The following is a 22793-nucleotide window of genomic DNA, read 5'->3' as shown; positions in this document are numbered from 1 at the left end:
CCGTCCAGTCTGCATACTTTACCGTTATATCACATTTTCTTCCTATTTTAAAGGGGGTTCATAGACTTTTCACAGTATCTCCTATTCCCACCAGCCAAAATATTACAGCAGCGGAGAAAGAAGTCTCGAGAACTGCTCCTTCACCCGAATGATCAAGCCTCTCTGATCATATACCTTACGTGTCACATGGGTACATTTTGTCATATCATTCTCAAAGGCACGTTCCAGACGCTGTACGGTCCTCTCACTGTACACAACTGCGTTGACCTCGAAATTCAGCCCAAAGCTGCGGATATCCATATTAGCAGTTCCCACACAAGCCACCATTCCGTCCACGCTCAGCGTCTTAGCATGAAGGAAACCGTTATCATATACATAGCACTTCGCACCTGCTGCCACCATATCCCCGAGATAGGAATACGTTGCCCAGTAAACGAATGGATGATCTGGCTTACATGGTACCATGATCCGCACATCGATTCCAGAACGGCTTGCAATCTTCAATGCATCAAAAATAGAATCGTCCGGGATAAAATAAGGCGTCTGCAGATAGATATGTTCCTTCGCACTGTGGATGAGGCGAAGATAGTTATCATGTATCGTCTTTGTCTGGGAGTCCGGCCCGCTGGAAATAATCTGCACCGGATCATGCCCGTTCCTCACATAATCGGGGATTTCGAACAGATGATCCTGTAAGAACAGATTCTCCTTCGCCGCGTAGTTCCAATCCAGCACAAAACGTACTGCCAGTGAGGTGACCGCCGCCCCCTCAATACAAAGATGGGTATCCCGCCAGTAACCGAACTTCTTATCCAGACCCAGATACTCTCTTCCCACATTAAATCCACCGACAAAACCTACACGTCCGTCAATCACCACGATCTTCCTATGATTTCGGTAATTCACACGGAGCTGAAGCTGCCCTAAAAGCGCCGGGAAGAACTCTGCGACCTGTACGCCGCCCTTTTCCAGCCGCTCCCAATCTTTATTATGCATCGTCCGGCATCCCATGCTGTCAAATAATACCCTGACCTCAATGCCTTCTTTGGCCTTCTCTATCAATACAGGCTCTATCTCCTGCCATAATTCATCGTTACGGATAATGTAATACTGCATATGGATATAACGTTTTGCCTGCTTCATCTCATCAATCAATGCGCGGAACTTTTCTTTTCCGTCCGTATAGATACGCACATCGTTATTATCCGTCAGTACCGCTTCGCCCGCCTCCAGATTATAAAGAATCAGATCCTTGAATCTTGCCATCTCAGGATTCGCAAGTCTTAGCTGCTTCCTATATATTGTCTCCTCTTGCCTCCGGACCGCATATTTCAGCTCTCCTTCTATCTCCTTTGCCTTGAACATCCTGCTCTTATGGAAATCCTGTCCGATGACCAGATAAAGAATAAATCCAAGAATCGGGATAAAATAGAGCAAAAGAAGCCAAGTCCACACAGTTTGCGGGGAACGTCTCTGAAAGAAAATAATGACCAGAGAAAGAAAAATATTGATGATGAACAGATTATCCATGACAAAATTATAAGCTGATGTCAATCCATTCCATAACGTTTCTGCCATAAAATTAAAACTCCTTCTTTGTCTGTATGTAACATAATTGATTATACTATCTTCTCGTAGGAAAAGTAACCCTAAAATGCCAAATTACTTGCACTTCCCCCCAAAGAATGGTACAATACTACTGCATAATCGCGGAAAAAGAGTATTTTTAGGAGGGTTCGTCGTGAATTTAGGTTTAAAGATAATGCTCATTGTGCTTGTTCTTTTAGTCATTGCATTAGTCGCACTTTATTTCTTCGGCAAGAAAGCTGAGAAGAAACAGGCAGCACAGAAAGAACAGATGGACGCAGCCGCACAGAATGTCAATATGCTGATCATTGATAAGGGCAAGATGAAGTTAAAAGGAGCAGGTTTTCCTGCAGTCGTAGTTGAGAATACCCCGAAGTATTTAAGACGCACTAAAGTCCCGGTCGTAAAAGCAAAGGTCGGTCCCAAGATCATGACACTGATGTGCGATGCAGAAGTATTCCCATTGATTCCGGTAAAGAAGGAAGTCAAAGCAACCGTCAGCGGTATCTACATAACAGCCGTAAGAGGACTTCGAGGACCATTGGAAGCTCCACAGAAAAAGAAGGGATTCTTCGCACGATTCAAAAAAGACAAATAAGAAAATAAATAACCACAGCATTCTGATATCCATTCTTGAGAAAGAATTACCAGAAACTGTGGTTATTTTTTTACTTCTATATTACTCTCCAATAAACTGCAGGAATTTAGCAATTCTCTCATTTTCTTTCCTAACAACAGAAAAGAAGTTTTCCGCCGTCTCATCCGCCGCAGCAATCCCTTTATCCATAAAAATAATTCTGCTTGCCACATGCTTTGCGAACTGCATTTCATGGGTCACGCATAACATACATACCCCTTCCTGCGCCAGCGTCTCCAGTATTTTCAGCACCTCACTTGTCATCTCCGGGTCAAGTGCTGATGTCACTTCATCCAGCAGCAAAGCCTTAGGATTCATCATCAGTGCTCTCGCAATCGCTATCCTCTGCTGTTCACCGCCTGAGAGCTCATTATGCATCGCCTTTGCCTTGGATTCCAGCCCCACTTTTTTCAAATAAAGAACAGCTTTTTCTTCTGCTTCCTTTTTGTTCATTTTCAGAAGCTTTATAGGACTCATAGTTAAATTCTGCATTACATTTAAATGTGGGAATAAGACGGTTCTCTGAAAGACCATACCACAATCCAGACGTATCTGCCGCAAATTCTTTTTCTCCTTTACAGACAGACCATTCACAATGATATCTCCGCCGTCAATTGTTTCCAACCCATTTATGCATCTCAAAAGGGTACTTTTTCCCGTTCCGCTCGGACCAAGGAGAACAGTTACCCCCTCCTGATTGAAATCTACACTGAAATCTTTTAATACTGTCAGATCACCAAAACTCTTCGTAACATTTTTCACTTCAATCATAGACATTGTTCTCTTCACCTCTCTTATCTTAATAGCGTTCCACGCTCTAATAATGGAATGACAATTTCTTCTCCAGGCTCTTTGCCAGACGTGACAAAGGACTGGATATCACGTAATAGATCAAAAAGACGATCCCATAGATCAGGAACGGCTTCAAGGTGCGGAGTGCCAGATTCTGCCCTAATTTCGTCAGGTCCATGATTCCGATCAATGCAACTAATGAAGAGCACTGAAGCTGGGAAATATATAGTGTGATCGCCTGAGGCACCAAAAGTCTCAGTGCTTGTCTTGATATTACATGGATAAAGGTAGATCCTCTGCTGTGCCCCAGAGCCAGTCCTGCTTCCCACTGCCCCTGTGGAATCGCAGAAACACTATTATGTACCAGAACTGCCATAAATGCCGCTGTATTTAAAGAGAGTGCCAGGATTGCAGCCGGAAACGGATCCAACATTATTCCCCCTATTATAGGCAGACCATAAAATATGAGGAATAGCTGTGTCACTAATGGTGAATTTCGTAATGGTTCTATCAGAATGAGCGGCAGTATACTGATCACCTTATTTTTAGAGCATCGGATCAGTCCAAGTACCACGCCCAGTATCGTTCCGATCAGCAGGGACATTAACGTAATATATAGGGTCACTCCTGCTGCCCGAAGGTACTGCATGGCATCATTCCCCGTCAGGTTCGCATAATCGTAAAATGACATTTCAGTCCCTCCTATAGTACAATGTGTATTTTTCTGTCGACCAGTTTCGCAATAAAAGAAATGATATATGTAAATACGCAGTAACATAATAATATCATCAGATAGATTTCAAACGGCCTTGATGTCCTGCCCACAATAATTTTTGCTGCGCCCATTGTTTCGACCACGGTAATGGAAAAGCAGACAGAAGAGGTAAGGACCAGATTGATAAAGTTATTTACCAGGGATTTAAAGGCAAGACGGAAGGATATCGGAAGCACAAAATACCATAATGTCTGCATTTTGGTATATCCCAACGCCCCAGAACACTCGTAATAATCTTTTTTTACAGCTAAAAGCCCCGATCTGATGATTTCACAGTTCTGTGCACTTGTATTGATTCCTAAGGCAATGACCGCAGTCGCCATTGCATCCGTTTGGATTCCCAGTGCCGGGAGACCATAGAAAAAGAAGAAAAGCTGGACCAGAAACGGAGTATTCCTGAGAATATCAACATAGACTGTGGCAAAGATACGCAGAATCCGCACTTTTGATTGTTTGAGCAGTGCCATGACCGTTCCTAATACAAGTCCAATCACAAGACACCAGGCCACAATGATCACCGTCATCTTCATTCCATCCAGCAGCATGTCTCCATATCGCTCAAGAAAATTGAAGTTTAGTTTATACATTTGTCTCCTCCTGCTGTACACAGATGCCCGCCCTGCACAGGCAGGCATCTGTTGTGGTCACTACCACAGGTAATTTAATTCTGCCGGTTTTGTTCCCCACCATTTTTCATAAGTATCAGACTGCCATCCAGAACTGATCTGCCATGATACGAACATGTCCAGATACCGGGTAAATTCCATATCGCCTTTCCTGCATGCCGCACAGATCGGATCAGAAGTATACATCTTTTCCTGCGCTTCCAGCTTATCGTTCTGTGACGCTGCATATTCCACGACCGTATTGTCTTCAAACGCAGCATCTGCTTTTCCCTGCTCCACCTGAAGAACGGAGTCTGTAAAGTTATCTACATACAGGATATTCGCATCCGGTGCATACTCTGTCACAAGTGCTTCCCCGGTAGACCCACGGTTGACAGATACCGTTACATCAGGATTGTTCAGGTCTTCTAATGTATGAAGCTCTGAGCCTGCTGCCGTCAACATTTTAATTCCTGCACGCAGATACGGGATAGAGAAATCAACAGACTGTGCACGTTCCAGATTTCCAGTCACATTCGCAAACAGAACATCTACACGGCCTGATGTCAACGCCGGGAGACGAGTCTCGGCATCTACATTGACGATTTCTACATCAACGCCCAGAACCTCACCCAGCCTGTTGGCCCAGTCGACATCGTATCCCATCTCTTTTCCGCTGTCATCGGTGAATCCGATCGGTGCTCCGTTCAAAGAACATCCCACAACGATCTTTCCCTTTTCCAAAATCGCATCCAGAGTTGCGCTTCCACTTCCCTCCTCTTTTGCTGCCGCATCATTGTTCTTTGAAGATTCCTTCTTAGATGAGCTGCAGCCGGTTGCCATACCTGCAATTAATCCAATCGCTAAAGCTACTGATAAAACCTTTTTCATGCACTTTCCCATGACTTTTCCTCCATTCTTCTTTACCCTTGTTTTCTAGTCAAAGCAGAAATCCACGATCCGCTTCGCCACTTCCTTGATGAGGTTAACGTTGTATTTGATAGCCGCTTTTCTATCCCCCCTCTTTCCTTTTATAAAACTGCCTCTACTTTTTAATCCACTGCGGACAATCTGTGAGTCTTCTGCACCCTGTCTCTGTAATCAGGTATCCATCCTCCATTCTCATCCCCTGGACATCTGCCTCGAACAATGGGATATCAACGGAAATAACCATGTCCTTTTGGATGATAGTATTGCTGGAAGGTCCCAGAATCGGCGGCTCAAATTCGATGACCCCAACGCTATGAAGGCCGGAATACATAAAGTTCTTTTCATATCCAGCTTCCTTCATCACTTGTCTTCCCATCGCTTCCACCTGACTTCCTGCCTTACCTGGAATCAGATTGTCTGCACAGAGATTCTGTGCCTTTATCATTGCTTTCACTGCCTGCTCGGCCTTCTCCCCAGGTTCTCCTACAAGGATTGTTCTGCCTAAGGCTCCGTGATAACCTTCATATCTTGGTGCCAGAGTGATTACGACAACGTCATTTTCCTCGATTACCCTTGACGTCGTTCTTGCAAGTACATGGTATGTATTCGGACCGGTGGCAACGATTGGATCAATACCGTACCCCTCGCACCCCATCTTGCGCATCACATACTCCGCCTCCGCTGCCACTTCCCGCTCTGTAACTCCCGGTCTGACAGCCTCTACGGCTGCCCGCATTCCTGCATTGGCAATCTCATAGGCCTTCGTGATCACTTTGATCTCACTCTGGGACTTAATTCCCCGCAAAGGTGCCAGAAGCTTATCCACATCCACAAATTCCGCCTCCGGGAAAGTCTCAAGGATCGCTTCATATAGTTCCGCCCCCATCAACACCTTAGGAGCCAGTCCGATCCGTTTCGGTACTTTTCCTACATACTCTCCTACGATCTGCCCCAAAGTTTCTACTCTTGAAAACGGATAATCCTCATCCTCTGCTGCCAGTTCAGATAATACCCGAATCTCCTGGACTGCCGCTCTCTCCTTCGCATACCCATCGGTCTCCGGTCCGGTCATTATGACCGGAGGGATGCCTGCCGCGAACAGGACTATCACCGGCTCAAAATGCGTCTGCAGATCTGTATAATATCTCGCATAAGCATTCCCGTAAGTTGCCCTGTCATCGCTGTAAGCAAGAATCATATCCAAATTTTGTTCCTGCATCAGCATCTGAACCTTTTCCCAACGCCCCGTGAATTCCGTTCTCGGAATTCGAATCAACTCCTCCTGCATGTTACATCTCCTTTTCTTTTACTTTTCTAAAGCTGAAAAACAGACCTTCGATATCCCACCGTCTCTAAATTGTCATTTACAATGGTCGATGGGTACAACTCTTCCAACCTTCGGGTCACCTCGTGATTCACATAGCCCAGCTCCTCAAACACTCTTTGTACGACCGCCGCAAATTCATCATGGCTGCCATCCATGATCTTGGCTGCGATTCCAACGCCCAGGGAACGGATTCCCATTGCATATACCCCCATTGCACCGCTTTTACCAAGCAGATCCCCGCTGGATGCAAGAACTGAACATACAACATCCTTTCCGGCAATCATATGGGGGAACTGGTGTATCATCCTGACATTTTGTTCTACCGCTCTGCGCAGTACCGAATCTTTGATCAGCTCTGGACATACCAGCCTGAGATAAGAATCTGCGATTGCATGGAAAGGTACCGCATATACAGGAACCCCACATCCATCGACCCCTATCTGTATCTCCTTCACCGCCACATCTGTCATCATCGAAATAATTTCCAGGATTTCCTGCTGTGTCCGGCTAGAGCGCACCCAATAATCCGACACCTTCCCTTCCAATTCTCTTGCCAGCAGCATCATGCCCAGATGTTTTCCCGAACAATTATGATAGATCTTGCGGGGCGGCATATGGTTTTTCAGCAGCCGTTCCCTTTCGAAAACTCGGTTCGGATAAGTCGGAAGCATAATCATCTGTTCTTCCTTTAGCCCGGTTTTTTCCATGATTGACTCTAATACCCTGACATGTTCCTGGTCGCCCCAGTGCGATCCTGAAAACAGTGCCATCTCTTCCTCTGTCAGTCCGTACTTTTTGTCTAATCCATGAATCAGCACTGGAAGAGACTGAATCGGTTTTGAAGCACTTCTGTAAAAGCAGGTCCAATCTGTATCCCCCACAGAGGCGATGACTCCTTTCTTGTCTACTACACAGACAGTCCCAGAATGAACGCACTCCAAAATATCTGCCCTGTATTCCTCAAACAGCACTTTCGTATTCACTTTCTTTTCCTTTCGATGTATTAGTAATTTTTTACATTTTCTGATTTTGGATTTAAAATCAAATAAATGTGTGATACAATGGATAGCACCAACAAATCTAAAAAAACGCTTAATTGTGCACAATATTTAATATTTTTTTCGAAATTCTCTATCCATTTCCTTTAATTATACTCATGTTGCCCAAGATGTCATTATTTTATCTTGTGCAAAAATGTCACTATCTTGGCTTGGAGGAGGAATTTGGAAATGACGAAAAAAGTAAATCAAAAAGCGCAGAATCTCGTAGACTTTCCACAGTATCAAGACACTTTGGCCGAAACTCAGACCGGTTGTGCATTTATTCAGTACAATCTTGATGTCACGCCTGATTCACAATGGTTCATCGCACACACAAACCCCAAAGCCCGGGCGCATCTGCCATACGTCCAGGAGGTAGGGGAATTCGTAACAGGCAAAAATTACATGACGACCCGTCAGGGCCTGCAGTCTTATCTCTTAAAAATCACTTTAGATGGGAAAGGATATCTGAACTACGACGAAAAGCATTACACGCTTTCTCCCGGACAGTTTTTCTGGATAGACTGTCGGAAACTGAATTATTATGCAATAGATTCAGACACGGAACACTGGAATGTGATCTGGATGCATTTCTGGGGAAATTCCACACACGAATACTACGAAAGCTTTATGGAACTCAATAACAACAGTCCGATTGGTACCATGAGAAACAACGACGCCGTACAGCATCTTCGGAAATTGATCAGCTTCTATAATACCAATATTTACAATGATTATCAGACGGACATCAAAGCCGCCTCCATCATTACATATCTGATGACCTACTGTATGGAATCTGCAATACACGACAAGACAATGGCGCTAAAAAAGCAGCCTCCTAAATTTGTTCCACAGGCTATGGAATATATTACAGAACATTTTAATGAGCGCATCACGCTCGACTCTCTTGCGGAGGAGTTCTTTGTAAATAAATTTTATCTTCAGAAGCAGTTTCGTCTTTATGTCGGAAGTACGCCGAGTGAATTTCAGCGTAGTATGCGGATTGATAAGGCAAAAGAGCTTCTTCGTGTCACGACCATGTCCATCAACGATATTTCAGATCATCTGGGATTTGAAAGTGTAGGATATTTCATTCGATGTTTTAAAAAGGAGGATGGCAAAACACCACTTCAGTATAGACGTGAATGGGGAATTTAAAAATACAGTCAAAAAACCCGTCCGGGATTCTCAGCTTGTGAAAATCCCGGACGGGTTCTCTATTATTATTCAAAAGGTCTTCCCCCTATGAGAAAGGGTCTGACCCCTTTGAATAAATCTCCATCTTTATTTTACAATCTGCCAATGGCTCATGATTGATATCCAGTTCGTAATCAACGCTGACGCCGATGTTGTCGTCTGTCACATTAATTTCCATGTTCCTGGTATTCACGCCCACAAGCATCTGCCCGTACGGGGTCTGATAGTAAGTAAGATTCTTCTTGTTCTTCTCAAATACCATATGGGCATTGGATATACCGGTCTTCATGATTTCTACGCTGTCTGTGCCGGTAATCTTTATTTTATTTTTGATTGTCCCGGTCATACCTTCTACTACTTCATCATAAATGACGTAATGCTTGCCGTTTTTGCAGTAATAGCTGGCAGGGGTGACGACCTCAATCGGCTCGTTGTCCGCATCTGTCATTCCTGAGACAACGTCCATGTGCATTCCTGATATGCTGACCAATACATCCTTTGTCATATGCTTCACCTAATATTCTTCTATATTTACTACATTTGTCTCGGATATGTCGAACGGCATCACCGTATTGGCAAACTGCCGGAACTTCTCCGCCGCATCACTCACAAAAAATTCATAGCTGCTGTGCGGTGCCTTGGTTCCGTCATTGACCATATCCTGTTCTTCTAACAATCTCTTTAAATCCATCGCAGTCTCATAGGCCGGATTCACAATCTGTATTTTATCCCCCATGTAGGCACGAATCTTAGAGCGGAGCAGAGGATAATGAGTACATCCCAATATCATCGCGTCAATATCTGTCTTCTTCATGGAATCCAAATAATAATCGATAATCTCCCGTGTCACCTGATGCTCCTTAAAGCCCTCTTCCACCAACGGGACGAACAGGGGACAGGCCTTTTCGATGACGGTAATATCCGGGTTCATCCCCCGGATGACCTTCGTATACATACCGCTCTGGACTGTCGCATCTGTTCCGACAACGCCCACCTTGTAATTCTGAGTTGCCTCCACCGCAGCACGTGCTCCGGGGATGACCACACCCAGAATCGGTACGTCGAATTCGTCTCTTACTGCATCCAATGCAAGCGCACTGGCTGTATTACAGGCAATGACGATTGCCTTCACCTGCTTTTTCTTAAGAAAACGGATGATCTGCTCCGAAAAACGGATGATCGTCTTCTGGGACTTACTGCCGTATGGAACGCGGGCAGTATCCCCAAAATATACGATATTCTCGTTCGGTAACTGCCTGATCATCTCCCGTACTACTGTAAGCCCGCCGACGCCGGAATCAAATACACCGATCGGCGCCGTCTTTTTACATTCCATACTCAATGCACTCGTCTCCTAGATTGCTAATATTTTTGCGATTTCATACTGGTGTGCAGGAATCTCTTTCTTCATGGACAGAGCTTCCTCGATATCGTAATCTACGAATCTTCCGTTCTTATAACCAACGACGCGGTTGGACTTTCCTGCACAGAGAAGTTCTACTGCCATAGCACCCATAGTAGACGCATATACTCTGTCCTTACATGTCGGGCTCCCACCGCGCTGCATGTGTCCCAGAATCGTTGCACGTGTCTCGATTCCGGTCGCTTCCTCAATTCTCTTTGCCATATTGATAGAATCGCCGACACCCTCTGCATTGATGATGATGTAGTTCTTCTTACCGCGTTTTTTATTTGCCATGATATCCGCAATCAGTGCCGCCTCATCATAATCCTTCTCCTCTGGCATCAAGATTCTCTCTGCACCATTGGCAATACCGCACCACAGAGCCAGATAGCCTGCGTCACGTCCCATAACCTCAATGATACTGCATCTCTCGTGAGAGGTAGAAGTATCACGCACCTTATCGATCGCTTCCATTGCTGTATTGACTGCAGTGTCAAAACCAATCGTATAATCTGTACATGCGATATCCAGGTCAATTGTTCCCGGAAGTCCTACTGTATTGACTCCAAGGTGTGATAGCTTCTGTGCACCGGCAAAAGAACCGTCTCCACCGATTACTACCAGCCCATCAATTCCATATTTCTTGCAGATCGCTGCTGCTTTCTGCTGTCCCTCTTCTGTACGCATCGCCTGACAGCGTGCTGTCTGGAGGATGGTACCTCCGCGCTGAATTGTATCAGATACATCACGGGCAGATAAATCTATAATTTCCTCTTTCAGAAGACCATGATATCCTCTTCTGATTCCACGGACCTTCAGTCCTTTAGAAAGCGCTGTTCTTGTGACAGCACGGATTGCTGCGTTCATTCCCGGAGCATCTCCACCACTGGTCAGAACTCCAATTGTGCGAATCTGATCCTCAATCTCATCCAGGAGGCTTTCCTTCTTTGCTTTTGTTTCTGCCATGTTCATATCCACCTTTCTAAAAATCCCTACCTAATCATAAAGTTCACTGAAAAACTTTCCGCAGCCGGCATCTTTTCCCAGTGCGGCGTCCCTCACACTTAACAGGACCTACTTTGCTTATTTTTTAACACTTCGGGTATTATTCTAACCTATTTATATATGGTTTTCAATAGGTTTTTCTACCACTTTTACCCGCTTTTCGCCGTAATGGTTCATTAATCTGCCTAATACCTGCTGCCCGATACTGATATTACGGTTCCTTGGAAGGCGCTTGACTGCCCGCTCTGCCTGACAGTAGATCACGACCTCGTCCTCTCCCTCTGAGTCTGCCAAATAACCATATACTATCTGCTCCTCTTCAAGAAATGCCGCCTTGCTCGGAAATTGAATCCACAATTCTTTCTTTGTCTGTTCGAACGGTATGATTTTCTCACAGATCAGCTTGCTCGCCTTCTCGTCCTCTTCAGATACCCGGCCTTTGATAAATACCTTGTTATCTACCTCGAGAAGTACGCGGTTCTTCTCATAATCTCTCGGAAATACAACCACCTCGACTGTCCCGACCAGATCTTCCACCGTCAAAAACGCCATCATCTGGTTCGTTCTCGTATGCTTGACCGTCTTATCCGTAATCATGCCGCCGATGATTTCCCGCGCACCGTCATGTACCTTGGTCCTTCCTGTCTCCTCATCAGGCTGGAAATCCGCCGTTGTAGCTGAGATAGACTTCCGCCATTTCTCCTCGTATTCCTCCAGTGGATGTCCGCTGATATAGATACCGAGCACCTCTTTTTCAAATGCCAGGAGATTCTCCTTCGAATACTCTCCCACATCGGGAAGCTTGATTTCGAACTCACTCTTCTGATCCTCGTCCACCAGGTCGAAAAGCGTCATCTGCCCGGTCATGGCATACTTCTTCTCTTGGTTCACATGGTCCACGATCTGGATGTAGATACTCATGAACTGCTTTCTTGTTCCACCCAGACCGTCCAGCGCACCCGATTTGATAAAGTTCTCAATGACACGTTTGTTGAGGATCTCCTTCACAGATAGTCTGCTGATAAAATCCTCCAGATTCTTAAACTGCCCGAACTCCTTGCGGTCTGCCACGATGGCCTCAATGACCGGCTTACCTACCCCCTTGATCGCAGCAAGTCCATACCGGATATTCCCTTCGTCAACAGAAAAATTTGCGATTCCACGGTTGATGTCCGGCGGCAGGATCTGAATATTCATCTGCCGGCAGGCATAGATATATTCTGCCACCTTGGGCGGATTTTCAATCACGGATGTCATAAGTGCTGCCATGAACTCCACGGGATAGTAATATTTCAGATAGGCTGTCTGGTAGGCAACCACCGCATATGCAGCCGCGTGGGACTTATTGAATGCGTATTTTGCGAAATCGATCATCTCATCATAGATCTTATTCGCCGTCTTCTCATCGATTCCGTTGGCAATACACCCAGGAACCCCGTTTTCCTGGTCCCCATGTACAAAAATCTCCCGCTCCTTCTGCATGACATCGCCCTTTTTCTTGGACATGGCACGGCGCAGAAGATCGCTTCGTCCCAGGGTATACCCAGCCAGGTCACGTACGATCTGCATAACCTGTTCCTGATAGACAATACAGCCATAGGTAGGTTCCAGAATCGGTTCCAACTGCGGACAATCATAGGTAATGGAAGAGGCATCATTCTTACCGCGGATATACTGCGGGATAAAATCCATGGGCCCCGGACGATATAGTGAGATACCGGCGATAATATCCTCCAGACTGTGGGGCTTTAGCTCCTTCATAAAGCTCTTCATCCCCGCACTCTCCAACTGGAAGATTCCATCCGTCTTGCCCGTTCCGATATAATCGAGCACCTCTTTATCGTTATAGTCAATCTCGTCCATATTCAGGCCAGGAGTCTTCTCTCTCGCCATGTGTACCGCATTCTGAATCACCGTCAGAGTACGCAGTCCCAGGAAATCCATCTTAAGAAGTCCCAGCTCCTCCAGCGTGGTCATGGTAAACTGCGTAGTGATCGAACCATCCTGTGCCCGGGACAGGGGAACATATTCATCCACCGATTTCTGACTGATCACGACCCCGGCCGCGTGCATGGAGCTGTGTCTCGGGAGTCCCTCCAGACGTCTGGACATGTCGATCAGATATTTGACCTGCTCATCTGTCTCATACGTCTTCCTGAGCTCAGGATTCATCTTCAATGCCTTATCAATCGTAATATTCAGCTCTGTTGGAATCATTTTCGCGATGGAATCTACAAACGCGTATGGCAGGTCCATCACACGTCCCACATCCCGAATAACACCCCGGGCCGCCAACGTTCCGAAGGTCACGATCTGTACCACTCTGTCCTTGCCGTACTTGCGTACCACATAATCTATGACCTCCTGGCGTCTTTCATAACAGAAATCCACGTCGATATCAGGCATGGATACACGTTCTGGATTCAGGAAACGCTCGAACAGAAGCTGATATCTGATTGGATCAATATTCGTAATTTCCAGGCAATAGGAAACGATACTTCCCGCAGCCGATCCACGTCCCGGCCCTACCGGAATCCCATGATCCTTCGCATATTTAATGAAATCCCATACGATGAGAAAGTAATCCACGTATCCCATATTCTGGATGATATCCAGCTCATATTTCAAGCGGTCCTTCAATTCCGAAGATGGGTTACCGTAATGCTTCTCTAATCCTTCATAACAAAGCTTATTCAAATACTCCCAGGATGTCATGCCGTCAGGCACATCATATTTCGGGAGCTTCGTCACACCGAATTCAATCTCTACCTCACAGCGGTCGGCGATTCGCTGTGTGTTGTCCAATGCCTCCAGGGCATAAGGGAATAGCTGCGCCATCTCCTCCGGGGACTTGACGTAATACTGCCCGCCCTCATAACGCATCCTGTTCTCATCCTCCAGCTTCTTGCCGGTCTGGATGCAGAGCAGGATATCGTGGGGCTTCTCATCCTCCGCATAGGTATAATGTACGTCGTTGGTAGCTACCAGGTCAATGTCCAGTTCCCGCGACATCTTTAAAAGCTGTTGATTGACAAGTGCCTGGTCCGGGATGCCATGGTCCTGCAGCTCCAGAAAATAATTGTCCTTTCCAAAGATCTCCTGGTATTCCAAAGCCGACTTCACTGCCTCATCGTACAATCCCTTGGTAAGATAACGCTGCACCTCACCTGCCAGACAGGCGCTCAATGCAATGATCCCCTCGTGATACTCACGAAGAAGCGCTTTATCCACTCGCGGTTTGTAATAATATCCTTCCACAAATCCCCGGGATACAATCTTCATCAGGTTCGCATACCCGGTATTGTTCTCCGCCAGCAGAACAAGATGGTAATAACGGTCCTCTCCCCCGGCAATCTCTCTATCGAACCTGGAATTCGGAGCAACATACACTTCACATCCAAGGATTGGCTTGATTCCCTGGCTTTTTGCCTCGCGGTAAAAGTCAATCACACCATACATCACACCATGGTCTGTAATTGCCGCACTGTTCATTCCCAGCTCTTTTACTCTTGCCACATATTCTTTTATCTTGTTCGAACCATCCAGAAGACTATATTCTGTATGGACATGTAAATGTGCAAAATCCATTGTTCACCTCTGCTGCCTGTATTTATGTGAAAAAAGGGCGGTCCCTGACAGAGACTACCCTTCTATATGCTTCCTTCTCACTTATGTACTGCTGATCTTATTGTCCACCATTAATCATGAAACCGATCAGTCTGTCTGTATCTTCTTTTTCATATGCAATAATCTCAAGTTCCGGAATCTCACCGTTAGAGAAGATGTTCGCCATGGAAACATACTGAGAAAGCTTTGACTTTAAGTTCAGTCTGTCTCCCTCTCCTGTTACTAACTCTACTCTTCCTTTACACTGATCAACTACTTTAAAAAATGCGTCTATGTCTGTGATGTTCTGTACTTTCATTCTACTCTATCTCCTTTCAATCTACTTCTTCCTCTCCTATTATATCCTATTTTAGGAGGATTGCAATATTTTTTTAGCGGATGCGGATGCCTTTTTCCAGGATTTCAATCTTTCCAGCTTTGAGAAGACGTCCCACAGCACGCTTGAATGCGGCCTTGCTCATGTTCAGTTCATCCTTGATCGTCTCCGGGTCAGCCTTGTCTGTAAATGGCAGTTCCCCGTCATATCCCTGCATTACTTTCATAATGTACTGTGCATCCTTATCCATCTGCTCTGGAATCTTATCACGCACGCTCAGATCCAGTTTACCGTCCTCTTTTACAGCGGCCACACGTGCTTCCACGACTCTGCCTACCTTCAATCCCTTACAGATATCCTTCTTTGGTATCCGGGCAGAATATTTGTTATCTACTGCCACGAACATGCCAAATTCATCACTGGTATCATAAATCATCCCGCTAACTCTGTCGTCCTTCTTATATGGGGATTCCGTGGACAGAAGATGATATACCTTCATTGTAGCGCAAAGTCTGCCACTCTTATCAATATAAAGAGATACCAGACAGGAATCACCCTTCTGTACTTTGACCGTCTGCTCTTTAAATGGAAGGAACAGATCCTTTTCCAATCCCCAGTCTAAGAATGCTCCCAGTCGTCCTACATCGGCTACCTTAAGGACCGCCAGTTGTCCCAGCGTGATCTTCGGTTCATGTGTAGTCGCAATCAGCCTGTCATCAGAATCTCTGTATAAAAACACCTCAACCGGATCACCTGGTTCAACACCTTCTGGCACCTGCTTTTTCGGCAGAAGGACGCGCTCCTCATCCGTTCCAAGATAAACTCCAAAATCCACTTTTTTTACAACAGTTAATACCTGTTTTTCACCTAACTTCATTGATAAATCTCCTTCTATTACACCAAAGTCTTCCTACCCTGCTTTGATTCTTCCTCCGATACCCTGTAAGTATACCTTGAATCCCATGAATTAGCAAATATTTTATTGTACTATTTTACATCGGAATATATAATAAGGTCAACAAATGTACTGACCTAGATCAGTCCATGAAGAAAGGCGGCGTTTCTATGAACGAAAAACTTGAAATTCCCCGTACCAAATACCACCGGGCCGTCAACCTGGCCTGCATCATAATGCTGGCTGGAACCTTTATCTGGCTCATCATCAATTGGCAGCAGCTCCCCGACCAGCTTCCTGCACATTATAACGGTGTCGGAGAGATTGACCGTTGGGGCTCAAAATATGAAATATTATTCTGCCCAATCGTCGCTGTCCTTATGTATCTGGGCATTGGACTGTTAGAACGCCATCCGCAGGTTTGGAATACAGGTGTAGAGGTAACAAGGAAAAATCAGCTCCGGATCTATACGATTGTGAAAAATATGATTGTAACTATGAAATTGGTCATGGTGTTCGTCTTTACCTTTATTACAGTCAACACTACCACGGCCCGCCCGCTGCCTGCATGGTTCCTGCCTGGAACTCTGATTTTAACGTTCGGGCCTATGATTTATTTCCTGATACAGCTTTATAAAAAAAGATAGGCTGTTTTTCTTGATTTGCGCTGTCAGCGAAAAGGAGCTGATTACTTTTCCTTTACCTGATAGGTACTATAAATACTAAATAGGATTCCAATCAGTACGAGACTTAAGATCAGATAAAAGATAGGACCCGCCTGCCAGATTCCAGCGTAATTACCAAACATAGAAATCAGCTTATTGCCAAACGCATCCACTGCATTCATAAAATTCCCTGGGATGCAGGCCCATACTCTGGATAGAACCCTGAACTGACCCGGTATTTCAATGAAACTGCTCAGAATCAGAAAGCCTACCAGAATTGCCATCGGAACTGTGCTGCTCCTGAATTTTTCCGCCAGAAGCATGGCAATGACACTCCTGAGGATTGCTGATAAAAGCCCGATTCCCAAAAGTATGAGCATCATCTGTCCCATGTTCAAGTTCCATGGCAGCATCGGGAAGTATACCTGAATCGGTGTCTGGAATCCGCCCATCCCATAGATCAACGCCGCAGGTATCAGTATCGCAGCAAATAAAAGAAGCGTTCCCAAGACAGAAAATGTAATCCCGGTAAATATTTTTGCCCGAAACAGGCTGCTTCGCCCCAGTCTGCTGCACATAATTACCTGTGCCGTTTTTCTCTGGTGCTCCTCCGCAAAAATCAGAGGAATACAAATAGCGATCAGCAGCCCCTGCAGGACAGCAAGAGCATACTCCAGTCTGATTACTTTCTCATATCCCTTTGTGTAGTGATATGTAAAGGGAATCTCTAACTTTTGATTCATCTCCCGTAGCCTTGCCTTTTCTCCTGTTGCTAAAACGTCAGACTTCCAGTATTCTTCCAGAGCTTTTGCTCTTATCTGATACAGATCTTCATCAAATCTGTACATATTTCCTTCCAACTCCTCCGTCATACCTGCATTCTTCAGTATCGTTCCCACATAGACAAACAGGTCAGTCGGTATCGAATCAGAATCTTTTTGCTCCAGGTTTGCCAGACGATCAAGCATCCCTGCATCGATCTTCTCGCCTTCAAACTTTGCCGCCGCCCTACGGTCCTGTTGAATCATCTCAAAATGTGTGCTCACTGCTTCCCCCTCTACGTATACGTTTCCCAGAAGAGATCCACATACAGAAAATACAGCAAATGCAGTGAGGACCGCCAATGTGACCCAGATTGTTTTTCGTTTTAATAATTTCTTATACTCAACTCCTGTCAATGCCCAGAAATTTTTCATATGCCATCCTCCTCAAACTGTTCCAAATAAAAGTCCTCTAGTTTTTCCCCGATAGCATCAAAGGTCCCATTGAATATCAACTGCCCCTCCTTCATCATAAGGATGCGGTCCGCGATTTTCTCTACATCGGACACAATGTGCGTGGAAAGAAGCACAATATTTTCCTTCCCCAATTCTGCAATCAGGTTTCGAAAACGTACCCTCTCCTTCGGGTCCAACCCCGCTGTTGGTTCATCCAGCACAAGGAGCTTTGGGCGGTTCAGAATCGCCTGTGCGATTCCCAAACGCTGTTTCATTCCGCCAGAATAGATCTTGATCTTTTTCTTCTCCATTCCTGAAAGCCCGACCAGGTCCAATAATTCCTTGCATCGCTTCCGTGCCGCAGTTTTATTGATTCCTTTCAGAAGGGCCATATACATCAGAAAATCCATCCCTGTAAAGTCAGGATAATACCCAAAATCCTGTGGCAGATATCCCAACATATCCTTGAATTCTTCACTAGATACCGGTATTCCCTGAAAGGTGACCGTCCCCCCTGTAGGCTTCAATATTCCACAGATCATACGCATCAGCGTCGTTTTTCCTGCCCCGTTCGCCCCTAACAGACCATATACACCTGGTGATAATGTTATGGAGACCCGGTCCACAGCGATTTTATTTTTATACTGCTTTGTCAGTCTATCTATTACTAACTCCATACGTATTCCTCCGTTTGCTTCATAAATTTCACACACTCACGGATGGTCATAATGACTGCTGCTGTAAAAATCAGCAGAAGACTCTTATCACTCAGCCGCATGTAAATTGAATTCTCTGGTACGCTCATCAGCAAATTCACCCCACTGATCAGTACTGTGCCTCCCAGACAGACATAAATACTCTCCCTGCCATGCATCTTCCTTACAATAAATAAGTTCAGGAAGGCGGTCAGCAGATACGGTATCATGATCACTGCCCCATTGAACAAAATTCCGGTAGTACCTCTTGTTCCTAAAACAAAGCTGGATACCGTCAGTAAGATCAGATTGCTTGCTCCCAAAAGGAACAGCCTGGAGGCAGCAATGACTTTTAATGGAAACCGGGACGCCAGCTCCAATTCATCCATACCATACTGTATAGAACGGCTGCCCTCCGATACTGCCGCAAGTGCCAAAAATGGCACAAAAGCCGCCGTCAGACAGACCGCTTGTCTATCTATATATTTGATTCCCAGCACGGTAAACACAAAGCTTAAGACTACCAGCAGCCAATTCCATTTTCTGATATAAGGAATCTGTTGGCAGATAAATTGGAAATTAGACATCTCCTTCTTCTCTGTTATCAGTTCCAACTGCTGTTCCAGCTCTCTGATGAATTCTGCCTTTCCCTCTGGAACAGGCGCTTTATATAATTGTTTCAGATCCTTACTTAGCTTTTCTTCTATTCTTTTTCGCAAGCCAATACCTCCTTCCATGTCCTAAAAATCTTCCCCTAATGTATCTTTCAATTTTTTCAGGCAGTTTTGAATTCTTCGGCGTACAGAAAAGCGGGAAATATTCAGTATTTTACTAATATCATTTACTGGTACTTCATTGACATACCTTAGAAAAATCAGCTCCCGCTCCTCACTGTTCAATTTTACTACTGCACGCTCAAGGTCAATGGAAACCTCTGGACTTCTGTCTTTACTGTCTGCCACGTTGTCACTGAGTCCCTCTGTCTTTTTCGCCCGATATTGATCAATACATTTATTCCTGGCAATGGTATACAGAAACGGCAGGCGCCTGCCGATTTCTTTGTATGTACAATTCTCCAGAAAACAAAGGAAGGTCTCCTGCGTAATATCCTCTGCGGTCTGTTGGTGCTTAAGCTTCATATAACAATACCGGTATATCTTCTCGTAATCCTCTTCCAGTCCCGTGAACACGCCAGAATCCCCCCTTTCAGCTCAAAGCAGATATTTGGAATCCGCTTCGCTACTTCCACACTATTCTTACAATATGATTAACGAATCTCACTGCTAAAATGTGCGGACAAATTTTCTCTATAAGCAAAAAGCAGCAGAATCCTATGAAAACGGCACCTTCACCCGGATTCTGCTGCTATCCTATTTCTTATTCTCTCTTACAGCTAACTTATATCTCTTCATTTTATTCTTTTAACTCAATTACCGCATACGGTTTGCCATCTGCATCGCACAGTTCCACGACCGTCCGTTCTGCCTCATATGCTGCCTTCGGATAAATCACGTCTCCAAGCACCGCCGATTTCTTATACTCCACCCGAAGTTGATGAATTTTCATATCCTCGGGCAGTATTTCTAGTGCCATCTGTACATACTGGCAATTATTCACATGCTCATTTGTGTCGATATGATACTTCCGCACAGGAAAAGAAGGAAGATTTTCACTCATTTCGGGAAGTTTTATTTTGCGTCCCTCGTACACCATATCAAGCGGAGGCTCCGCTCCATACGGCCGAATATCCTCCTCGCTGGGTCTTGTGGGTCTTCCCTTCTCTGTATCCATAAATACCCAGATAGAATTCGCATAGGCTACCCGGTTTCCGTCTGCATCATCCATGACAAAGTTACGGTCTCCGTATAAACCCTTGAATCCGCTGGCAAAGGTCCCCACTGTTATCTGCTCTCCCATTGCCGGGAAACGCTCTATCACAACCTGCCAGTAGGAAAGAATCCATGCCTTTTTCCTCGCCTTTAGCACTTCCAGTCCCAGCCCGATATCTTCTGACTGAAAGGTACTGCAGTCCTGAAAATAATTAATCAATCCGGGGAGGGTCAATGTGCCATGGTGGTCAATTTCACTATATCTTACTCTACTGTCAAATGAATACATATCTTATCCTTCTTTCCTCTAATTGTTCTGATGCATACTGTCTAATCTTCGTCCTTATTTGCCATAAAGCTGTGTTCCATCGTGATGACACATCGATAACGATAATCCGTTTCCCGAAGTACTGCAGCCAGCTTTTCCTGCAGCTCGCGTTTCTGCATATCGTCATACGCGATCGGTACGACCATATCAAAAATCAGATTAATCTGCTCCTGACCTTCCACCACACGAAAATCATGAATACTGCAGTTTTCATCCAACCCTTTAAGTGCCCCCTCAACCTGCTTGCGAAGCCTTAATACCGCCTCATCTTCTGTTTCGATCGGGTCCATATGAACAACAAGGAAAATCCCCAATTGTTCCACTGCATCACGTTCTATTCGGTCTATGACCTCATGTGAGACTTCAATATTCACATTATTCGGGACCTCGGCATGAATCGAAGCCATGCTTCTGTTCGGTCCATAATCATGTACAATTAAATCATGGGTCCCCTCGATGCCGTCATATTTTTCAACAAAACGCTTGATCTTCGTATAGAGATCAGGGTCCACAGCCTCACCAATCAAAGGCTCCAGCGTATCCCTGGCAATTCCAACACCTGCCCACATAACGACCAGAGCGACTCCAACACCGACAAACCCGTCAATATTGATTCCCGTCAACGCAAAAAATACAACGGACAGAATCGTCGCCCCCGTTGTGATTACGTCTCCCATAGAATCTGTGAATACTGCCATCATGACCTTGGAATCAATCTTTTGTCCCAATTTCCGGTTAAATATTCCCAGCCACAGCTTCACACCAATAGACAGAAGCAGGATGATCACAGACAACAATTGAAAATTCAAAACCTCGGGATGTCTGATTTTCCCCAATGAATCTTTCAGGAATGTAAATCCCACCTCCAATACCAAAAAAGAGACGACAAGTGCTGCTATATATTCCATCCTGCCATGCCCAAATGGGTGATCCTCATCAGCCGGCTTGCTGGCCATTTTCACTCCTATAAAGCTGATAATGGAGGATCCGGCATCCGACAGGTTATTGAATGCATCCGCCATAACTGCAACACTGTGCAGAATCAATCCGATTATAAATTTTATCACAAATAAAAGAACATTACAAAAGATGCCCACGATACTGGATAATACTCCATAAGCCGTACGCACGGACACCTTTTCCACATGCTCATAATCTTTCACAAAATGTTTCACCAAAAATTCAGTCATTTTCCCCTCCGCCTGATTCCCGGAGTTCTTTTATCCACATACCCGGATGTTTGTCCACAACCGATATCCTATTTTAAGTTCTCCAGAAAATACCATTTTATCTTAAAGTCTGATTGTGCCGTCACCTGTGAGTATTCTTCCTCAGTCAGCACACTTCTTAATTCTTCTTTTCCTTCTTCCGGTACTACCGCATTCGCAGCATCCAAAAAGCATAGGTTCGGATACAGAACACACCACCAATTATGTCCCTTTGCCGCACCTATTTCCATTCGCAGTGCCTCATAATTACCAGCCGGAAATGTCACGTCCCCATATGTTTTATCCGGGAAATAGCAGGTCGTCACAGCAGCACTCACCGGGTAGTCCCTCCCCTTTTCTGCAATGACCGTCTCTGCCAGACTCTCCAACTCGTCAGTATGTCTGCGCACCCAGTCTTTTGTCTCATCCACATCCAGCCCTTTTGGCATAGTTTCATCCAAATACGCGATCACCTGATCTTTGACCTTCATCTTCAGAGCCTGGTCTTCGTTACTGTCACTGTTCGCCAAAATGTGAAAGCGCAACACTTCCCCTGCCAGATGTTCCTGCGCCTCTGCTTTCGCTGTAAGCTGCATCCTCCAGCTCAGCACCCCCGTAATAATCGTTGCAATTACAACTGCCAAAATCAAAATAATCCTGTTGGCACGCCTTTCTATATAAGTCCTGTCCATATGTAAATACCTCCATTTAGC

General features: G+C 45.2%; 23 protein-coding genes. 3 read left to right on the top strand and 20 right to left on the bottom strand.

Annotation, left to right across the window (positions count from 1 at the left end):
* Positions 1 to 102 precede the first annotated feature (102 nt).
* On the bottom strand, positions 103 to 1578 hold the full coding sequence (cls, locus tag HGO97_RS17730; RefSeq protein ID WP_216244260.1) for a cardiolipin synthase: 1476 nt from the start codon (positions 1576 to 1578) through the stop codon (positions 103 to 105).
* Positions 1579 to 1762: 184 nt separating this feature from the next.
* On the opposite strand from cls, the gene HGO97_RS17725 reads away from it, so the two are divergent.
* Positions 1763 to 2185, top strand: coding sequence for a hypothetical protein (locus HGO97_RS17725; RefSeq protein ID WP_246597554.1), 423 nt, complete (start codon positions 1763 to 1765; stop codon positions 2183 to 2185).
* Positions 2186 to 2266: 81 nt separating this feature from the next.
* On the opposite strand, the gene HGO97_RS17720 is transcribed toward HGO97_RS17725, so the two are convergent.
* The 6 genes from HGO97_RS17720 to HGO97_RS17695 form a co-directional block, all read right to left on the bottom strand.
* Positions 2267 to 2995 (bottom strand): amino acid ABC transporter ATP-binding protein, encoded by a 729-nt coding sequence (locus HGO97_RS17720; protein WP_216244258.1) that lies wholly within the window; start codon positions 2993 to 2995, stop codon positions 2267 to 2269.
* Between the two features lie 46 nt (positions 2996 to 3041).
* Positions 3042 to 3707 carry an amino acid ABC transporter permease gene (locus HGO97_RS17715; protein ID WP_216244257.1) on the bottom strand — a complete coding sequence of 222 codons (666 nt, stop codon included), beginning with the start codon at positions 3705 to 3707 and terminating at the stop codon, positions 3042 to 3044.
* A gap of 11 nt (positions 3708 to 3718) precedes the next feature.
* Positions 3719 to 4378 (bottom strand): amino acid ABC transporter permease, encoded by a 660-nt coding sequence (locus tag HGO97_RS17710; protein ID WP_216244256.1) that lies wholly within the window; start codon positions 4376 to 4378, stop codon positions 3719 to 3721.
* A 60-nt stretch (positions 4379 to 4438) separates the two neighbouring features.
* The gene (locus HGO97_RS17705) at positions 4439 to 5299 is read right to left on the bottom strand and encodes an ABC transporter substrate-binding protein (protein WP_216244255.1); all 861 of its coding nucleotides are present in this window, start codon (positions 5297 to 5299) and stop codon (positions 4439 to 4441) included.
* 142 nt (positions 5300 to 5441) lie between these two features.
* A complete protein-coding gene (locus HGO97_RS17700; protein ID WP_216244254.1) occupies positions 5442 to 6614 on the bottom strand; it encodes a M24 family metallopeptidase in 1173 nt (390 codons plus the stop codon).
* A gap of 26 nt (positions 6615 to 6640) precedes the next feature.
* A complete protein-coding gene (locus HGO97_RS17695) occupies positions 6641 to 7636 on the bottom strand; it encodes an asparaginase (RefSeq protein WP_216244253.1) in 996 nt (331 codons plus the stop codon).
* Positions 7637 to 7882: 246 nt separating this feature from the next.
* Here HGO97_RS17695 and HGO97_RS17690 point away from each other — a divergent pair, with 246 nt between their 5' ends.
* Positions 7883 to 8851: an AraC family transcriptional regulator gene (locus tag HGO97_RS17690; RefSeq protein WP_216244252.1), complete on the top strand. Its 969-nt coding sequence runs from the start codon at positions 7883 to 7885 to the stop codon at positions 8849 to 8851.
* 85 nt (positions 8852 to 8936) lie between these two features.
* Here HGO97_RS17690 and HGO97_RS17685 read toward each other — a convergent pair whose 3' ends face one another.
* From HGO97_RS17685 to HGO97_RS17660, 6 genes are all read right to left on the bottom strand, one after another.
* Positions 8937 to 9395: a DUF1934 domain-containing protein gene (locus HGO97_RS17685; RefSeq protein WP_216244251.1), complete on the bottom strand. Its 459-nt coding sequence runs from the start codon at positions 9393 to 9395 to the stop codon at positions 8937 to 8939.
* A 9-nt stretch (positions 9396 to 9404) separates the two neighbouring features.
* Positions 9405 to 10226, bottom strand: a complete 822-nt coding sequence (gene murI / locus HGO97_RS17680; protein ID WP_216244273.1) for a glutamate racemase — start codon at positions 10224 to 10226, stop codon at positions 9405 to 9407.
* Positions 10227 to 10244: 18 nt separating this feature from the next.
* Complete coding sequence (pfkA, locus tag HGO97_RS17675) at positions 10245 to 11261, bottom strand: 6-phosphofructokinase (RefSeq protein WP_216244250.1); 1017 nt, start codon at positions 11259 to 11261, stop codon at positions 10245 to 10247.
* 153 nt (positions 11262 to 11414) lie between these two features.
* Complete coding sequence (locus tag HGO97_RS17670) at positions 11415 to 14888, bottom strand: DNA polymerase III subunit alpha (RefSeq protein ID WP_216244249.1); 3474 nt, start codon at positions 14886 to 14888, stop codon at positions 11415 to 11417.
* A gap of 97 nt (positions 14889 to 14985) precedes the next feature.
* A complete protein-coding gene (locus tag HGO97_RS17665) occupies positions 14986 to 15225 on the bottom strand; it encodes a polya polymerase (protein ID WP_216244248.1) in 240 nt (79 codons plus the stop codon).
* Positions 15226 to 15298: 73 nt separating this feature from the next.
* Positions 15299 to 16120 carry a CvfB family protein gene (locus tag HGO97_RS17660; RefSeq protein WP_216244247.1) on the bottom strand — a complete coding sequence of 274 codons (822 nt, stop codon included), beginning with the start codon at positions 16118 to 16120 and terminating at the stop codon, positions 15299 to 15301.
* 188 nt (positions 16121 to 16308) lie between these two features.
* Between HGO97_RS17660 and HGO97_RS17655 the strand changes: the two genes are divergently transcribed.
* Entirely contained in the window at positions 16309 to 16785 is a 477-nt protein-coding gene (locus HGO97_RS17655; protein WP_216244246.1) for a DUF1648 domain-containing protein, read from the top strand.
* Between the two features lie 41 nt (positions 16786 to 16826).
* Here the strand turns inward: HGO97_RS17655 and HGO97_RS17650 are convergent, their stop codons facing one another.
* The 7 genes from HGO97_RS17650 to spoIIR form a co-directional block, all read right to left on the bottom strand.
* Positions 16827 to 17999 (bottom strand): ABC transporter permease subunit, encoded by a 1173-nt coding sequence (locus HGO97_RS17650; protein ID WP_168866793.1) that lies wholly within the window; start codon positions 17997 to 17999, stop codon positions 16827 to 16829.
* Positions 17996 to 18697 carry an ABC transporter ATP-binding protein gene (locus tag HGO97_RS17645; RefSeq protein ID WP_216244245.1) on the bottom strand — a complete coding sequence of 234 codons (702 nt, stop codon included), beginning with the start codon at positions 18695 to 18697 and terminating at the stop codon, positions 17996 to 17998. The genes HGO97_RS17650 and HGO97_RS17645 overlap by 4 nt, the downstream gene beginning before the upstream one ends.
* Entirely contained in the window at positions 18688 to 19434 is a 747-nt protein-coding gene (locus tag HGO97_RS17640) for a hypothetical protein (protein ID WP_216244244.1), read from the bottom strand. Before HGO97_RS17640 ends, HGO97_RS17645 begins: the two co-directional genes overlap by 10 nt.
* A gap of 21 nt (positions 19435 to 19455) precedes the next feature.
* Entirely contained in the window at positions 19456 to 19905 is a 450-nt protein-coding gene (locus HGO97_RS17635; protein WP_287839818.1) for an RNA polymerase sigma factor, read from the bottom strand.
* A gap of 223 nt (positions 19906 to 20128) precedes the next feature.
* Positions 20129 to 20833, bottom strand: a complete 705-nt coding sequence (locus tag HGO97_RS17630) for an acyl-[acyl-carrier-protein] thioesterase (protein WP_216244243.1) — start codon at positions 20831 to 20833, stop codon at positions 20129 to 20131.
* A 41-nt stretch (positions 20834 to 20874) separates the two neighbouring features.
* Positions 20875 to 22062: a cation diffusion facilitator family transporter gene (locus HGO97_RS17625; RefSeq protein ID WP_216244242.1), complete on the bottom strand. Its 1188-nt coding sequence runs from the start codon at positions 22060 to 22062 to the stop codon at positions 20875 to 20877.
* A 68-nt stretch (positions 22063 to 22130) separates the two neighbouring features.
* Positions 22131 to 22772, bottom strand: a complete 642-nt coding sequence (gene spoIIR / locus HGO97_RS17620; protein ID WP_216244241.1) for a stage II sporulation protein R — start codon at positions 22770 to 22772, stop codon at positions 22131 to 22133.
* Positions 22773 to 22793 lie beyond the last annotated feature (21 nt).

The organism is Faecalicatena faecalis (assembly GCF_012524165.2).
Lineage (GTDB): Bacteria > Bacillota > Clostridia > Lachnospirales > Lachnospiraceae > Faecalicatena_A > Faecalicatena_A faecalis.
Note: the sequence above shows the minus strand (reverse complement) of the source record. Positions and strands in the feature narration are given on the sequence as shown.

What these genes read in the sequence shown, in the direction of transcription:
- cls (WP_216244260.1), bottom strand. Translation starts at nt 1,578, where the DNA reads ATGGCAGAAACGTTATGGAATGGATTGACATCAGCTTATAATTTTGTC.
- HGO97_RS17630 (WP_216244243.1), bottom strand. Translation starts at nt 20,833, where the DNA reads ATGTATTCATTTGACAGTAGAGTAAGATATAGTGAAATTGACCACCAT.
- HGO97_RS17690 (WP_216244252.1), top strand. Translation starts at nt 7,883, where the DNA reads ATGACGAAAAAAGTAAATCAAAAAGCGCAGAATCTCGTAGACTTTCCA.
- pfkA (WP_216244250.1), bottom strand. Translation starts at nt 11,261, where the DNA reads ATGGCAGAAACAAAAGCAAAGAAGGAAAGCCTCCTGGATGAGATTGAG.
- HGO97_RS17710 (WP_216244256.1), bottom strand. Translation starts at nt 4,378, where the DNA reads ATGTATAAACTAAACTTCAATTTTCTTGAGCGATATGGAGACATGCTG.
- HGO97_RS17645 (WP_216244245.1), bottom strand. Translation starts at nt 18,697, where the DNA reads ATGGAGTTAGTAATAGATAGACTGACAAAGCAGTATAAAAATAAAATC.
- HGO97_RS17650 (WP_168866793.1), bottom strand. Translation starts at nt 17,999, where the DNA reads ATGAAAAATTTCTGGGCATTGACAGGAGTTGAGTATAAGAAATTATTA.
- HGO97_RS17665 (WP_216244248.1), bottom strand. Translation starts at nt 15,225, where the DNA reads ATGAAAGTACAGAACATCACAGACATAGACGCATTTTTTAAAGTAGTT.
- HGO97_RS17655 (WP_216244246.1), top strand. Translation starts at nt 16,309, where the DNA reads ATGAACGAAAAACTTGAAATTCCCCGTACCAAATACCACCGGGCCGTC.
- HGO97_RS17700 (WP_216244254.1), bottom strand. Translation starts at nt 6,614, where the DNA reads ATGCAGGAGGAGTTGATTCGAATTCCGAGAACGGAATTCACGGGGCGT.
- HGO97_RS17670 (WP_216244249.1), bottom strand. Translation starts at nt 14,888, where the DNA reads ATGGATTTTGCACATTTACATGTCCATACAGAATATAGTCTTCTGGAT.
- murI (WP_216244273.1), bottom strand. Translation starts at nt 10,226, where the DNA reads ATGGAATGTAAAAAGACGGCGCCGATCGGTGTATTTGATTCCGGCGTC.
- HGO97_RS17715 (WP_216244257.1), bottom strand. Translation starts at nt 3,707, where the DNA reads ATGTCATTTTACGATTATGCGAACCTGACGGGGAATGATGCCATGCAG.
- HGO97_RS17705 (WP_216244255.1), bottom strand. Translation starts at nt 5,299, where the DNA reads ATGGGAAAGTGCATGAAAAAGGTTTTATCAGTAGCTTTAGCGATTGGA.
- HGO97_RS17725 (WP_246597554.1), top strand. Translation starts at nt 1,763, where the DNA reads ATGCTCATTGTGCTTGTTCTTTTAGTCATTGCATTAGTCGCACTTTAT.
- HGO97_RS17685 (WP_216244251.1), bottom strand. Translation starts at nt 9,395, where the DNA reads ATGACAAAGGATGTATTGGTCAGCATATCAGGAATGCACATGGACGTT.
- spoIIR (WP_216244241.1), bottom strand. Translation starts at nt 22,772, where the DNA reads ATGGACAGGACTTATATAGAAAGGCGTGCCAACAGGATTATTTTGATT.
- HGO97_RS17720 (WP_216244258.1), bottom strand. Translation starts at nt 2,995, where the DNA reads ATGATTGAAGTGAAAAATGTTACGAAGAGTTTTGGTGATCTGACAGTA.
- HGO97_RS17625 (WP_216244242.1), bottom strand. Translation starts at nt 22,062, where the DNA reads ATGACTGAATTTTTGGTGAAACATTTTGTGAAAGATTATGAGCATGTG.
- HGO97_RS17660 (WP_216244247.1), bottom strand. Translation starts at nt 16,120, where the DNA reads ATGAAGTTAGGTGAAAAACAGGTATTAACTGTTGTAAAAAAAGTGGAT.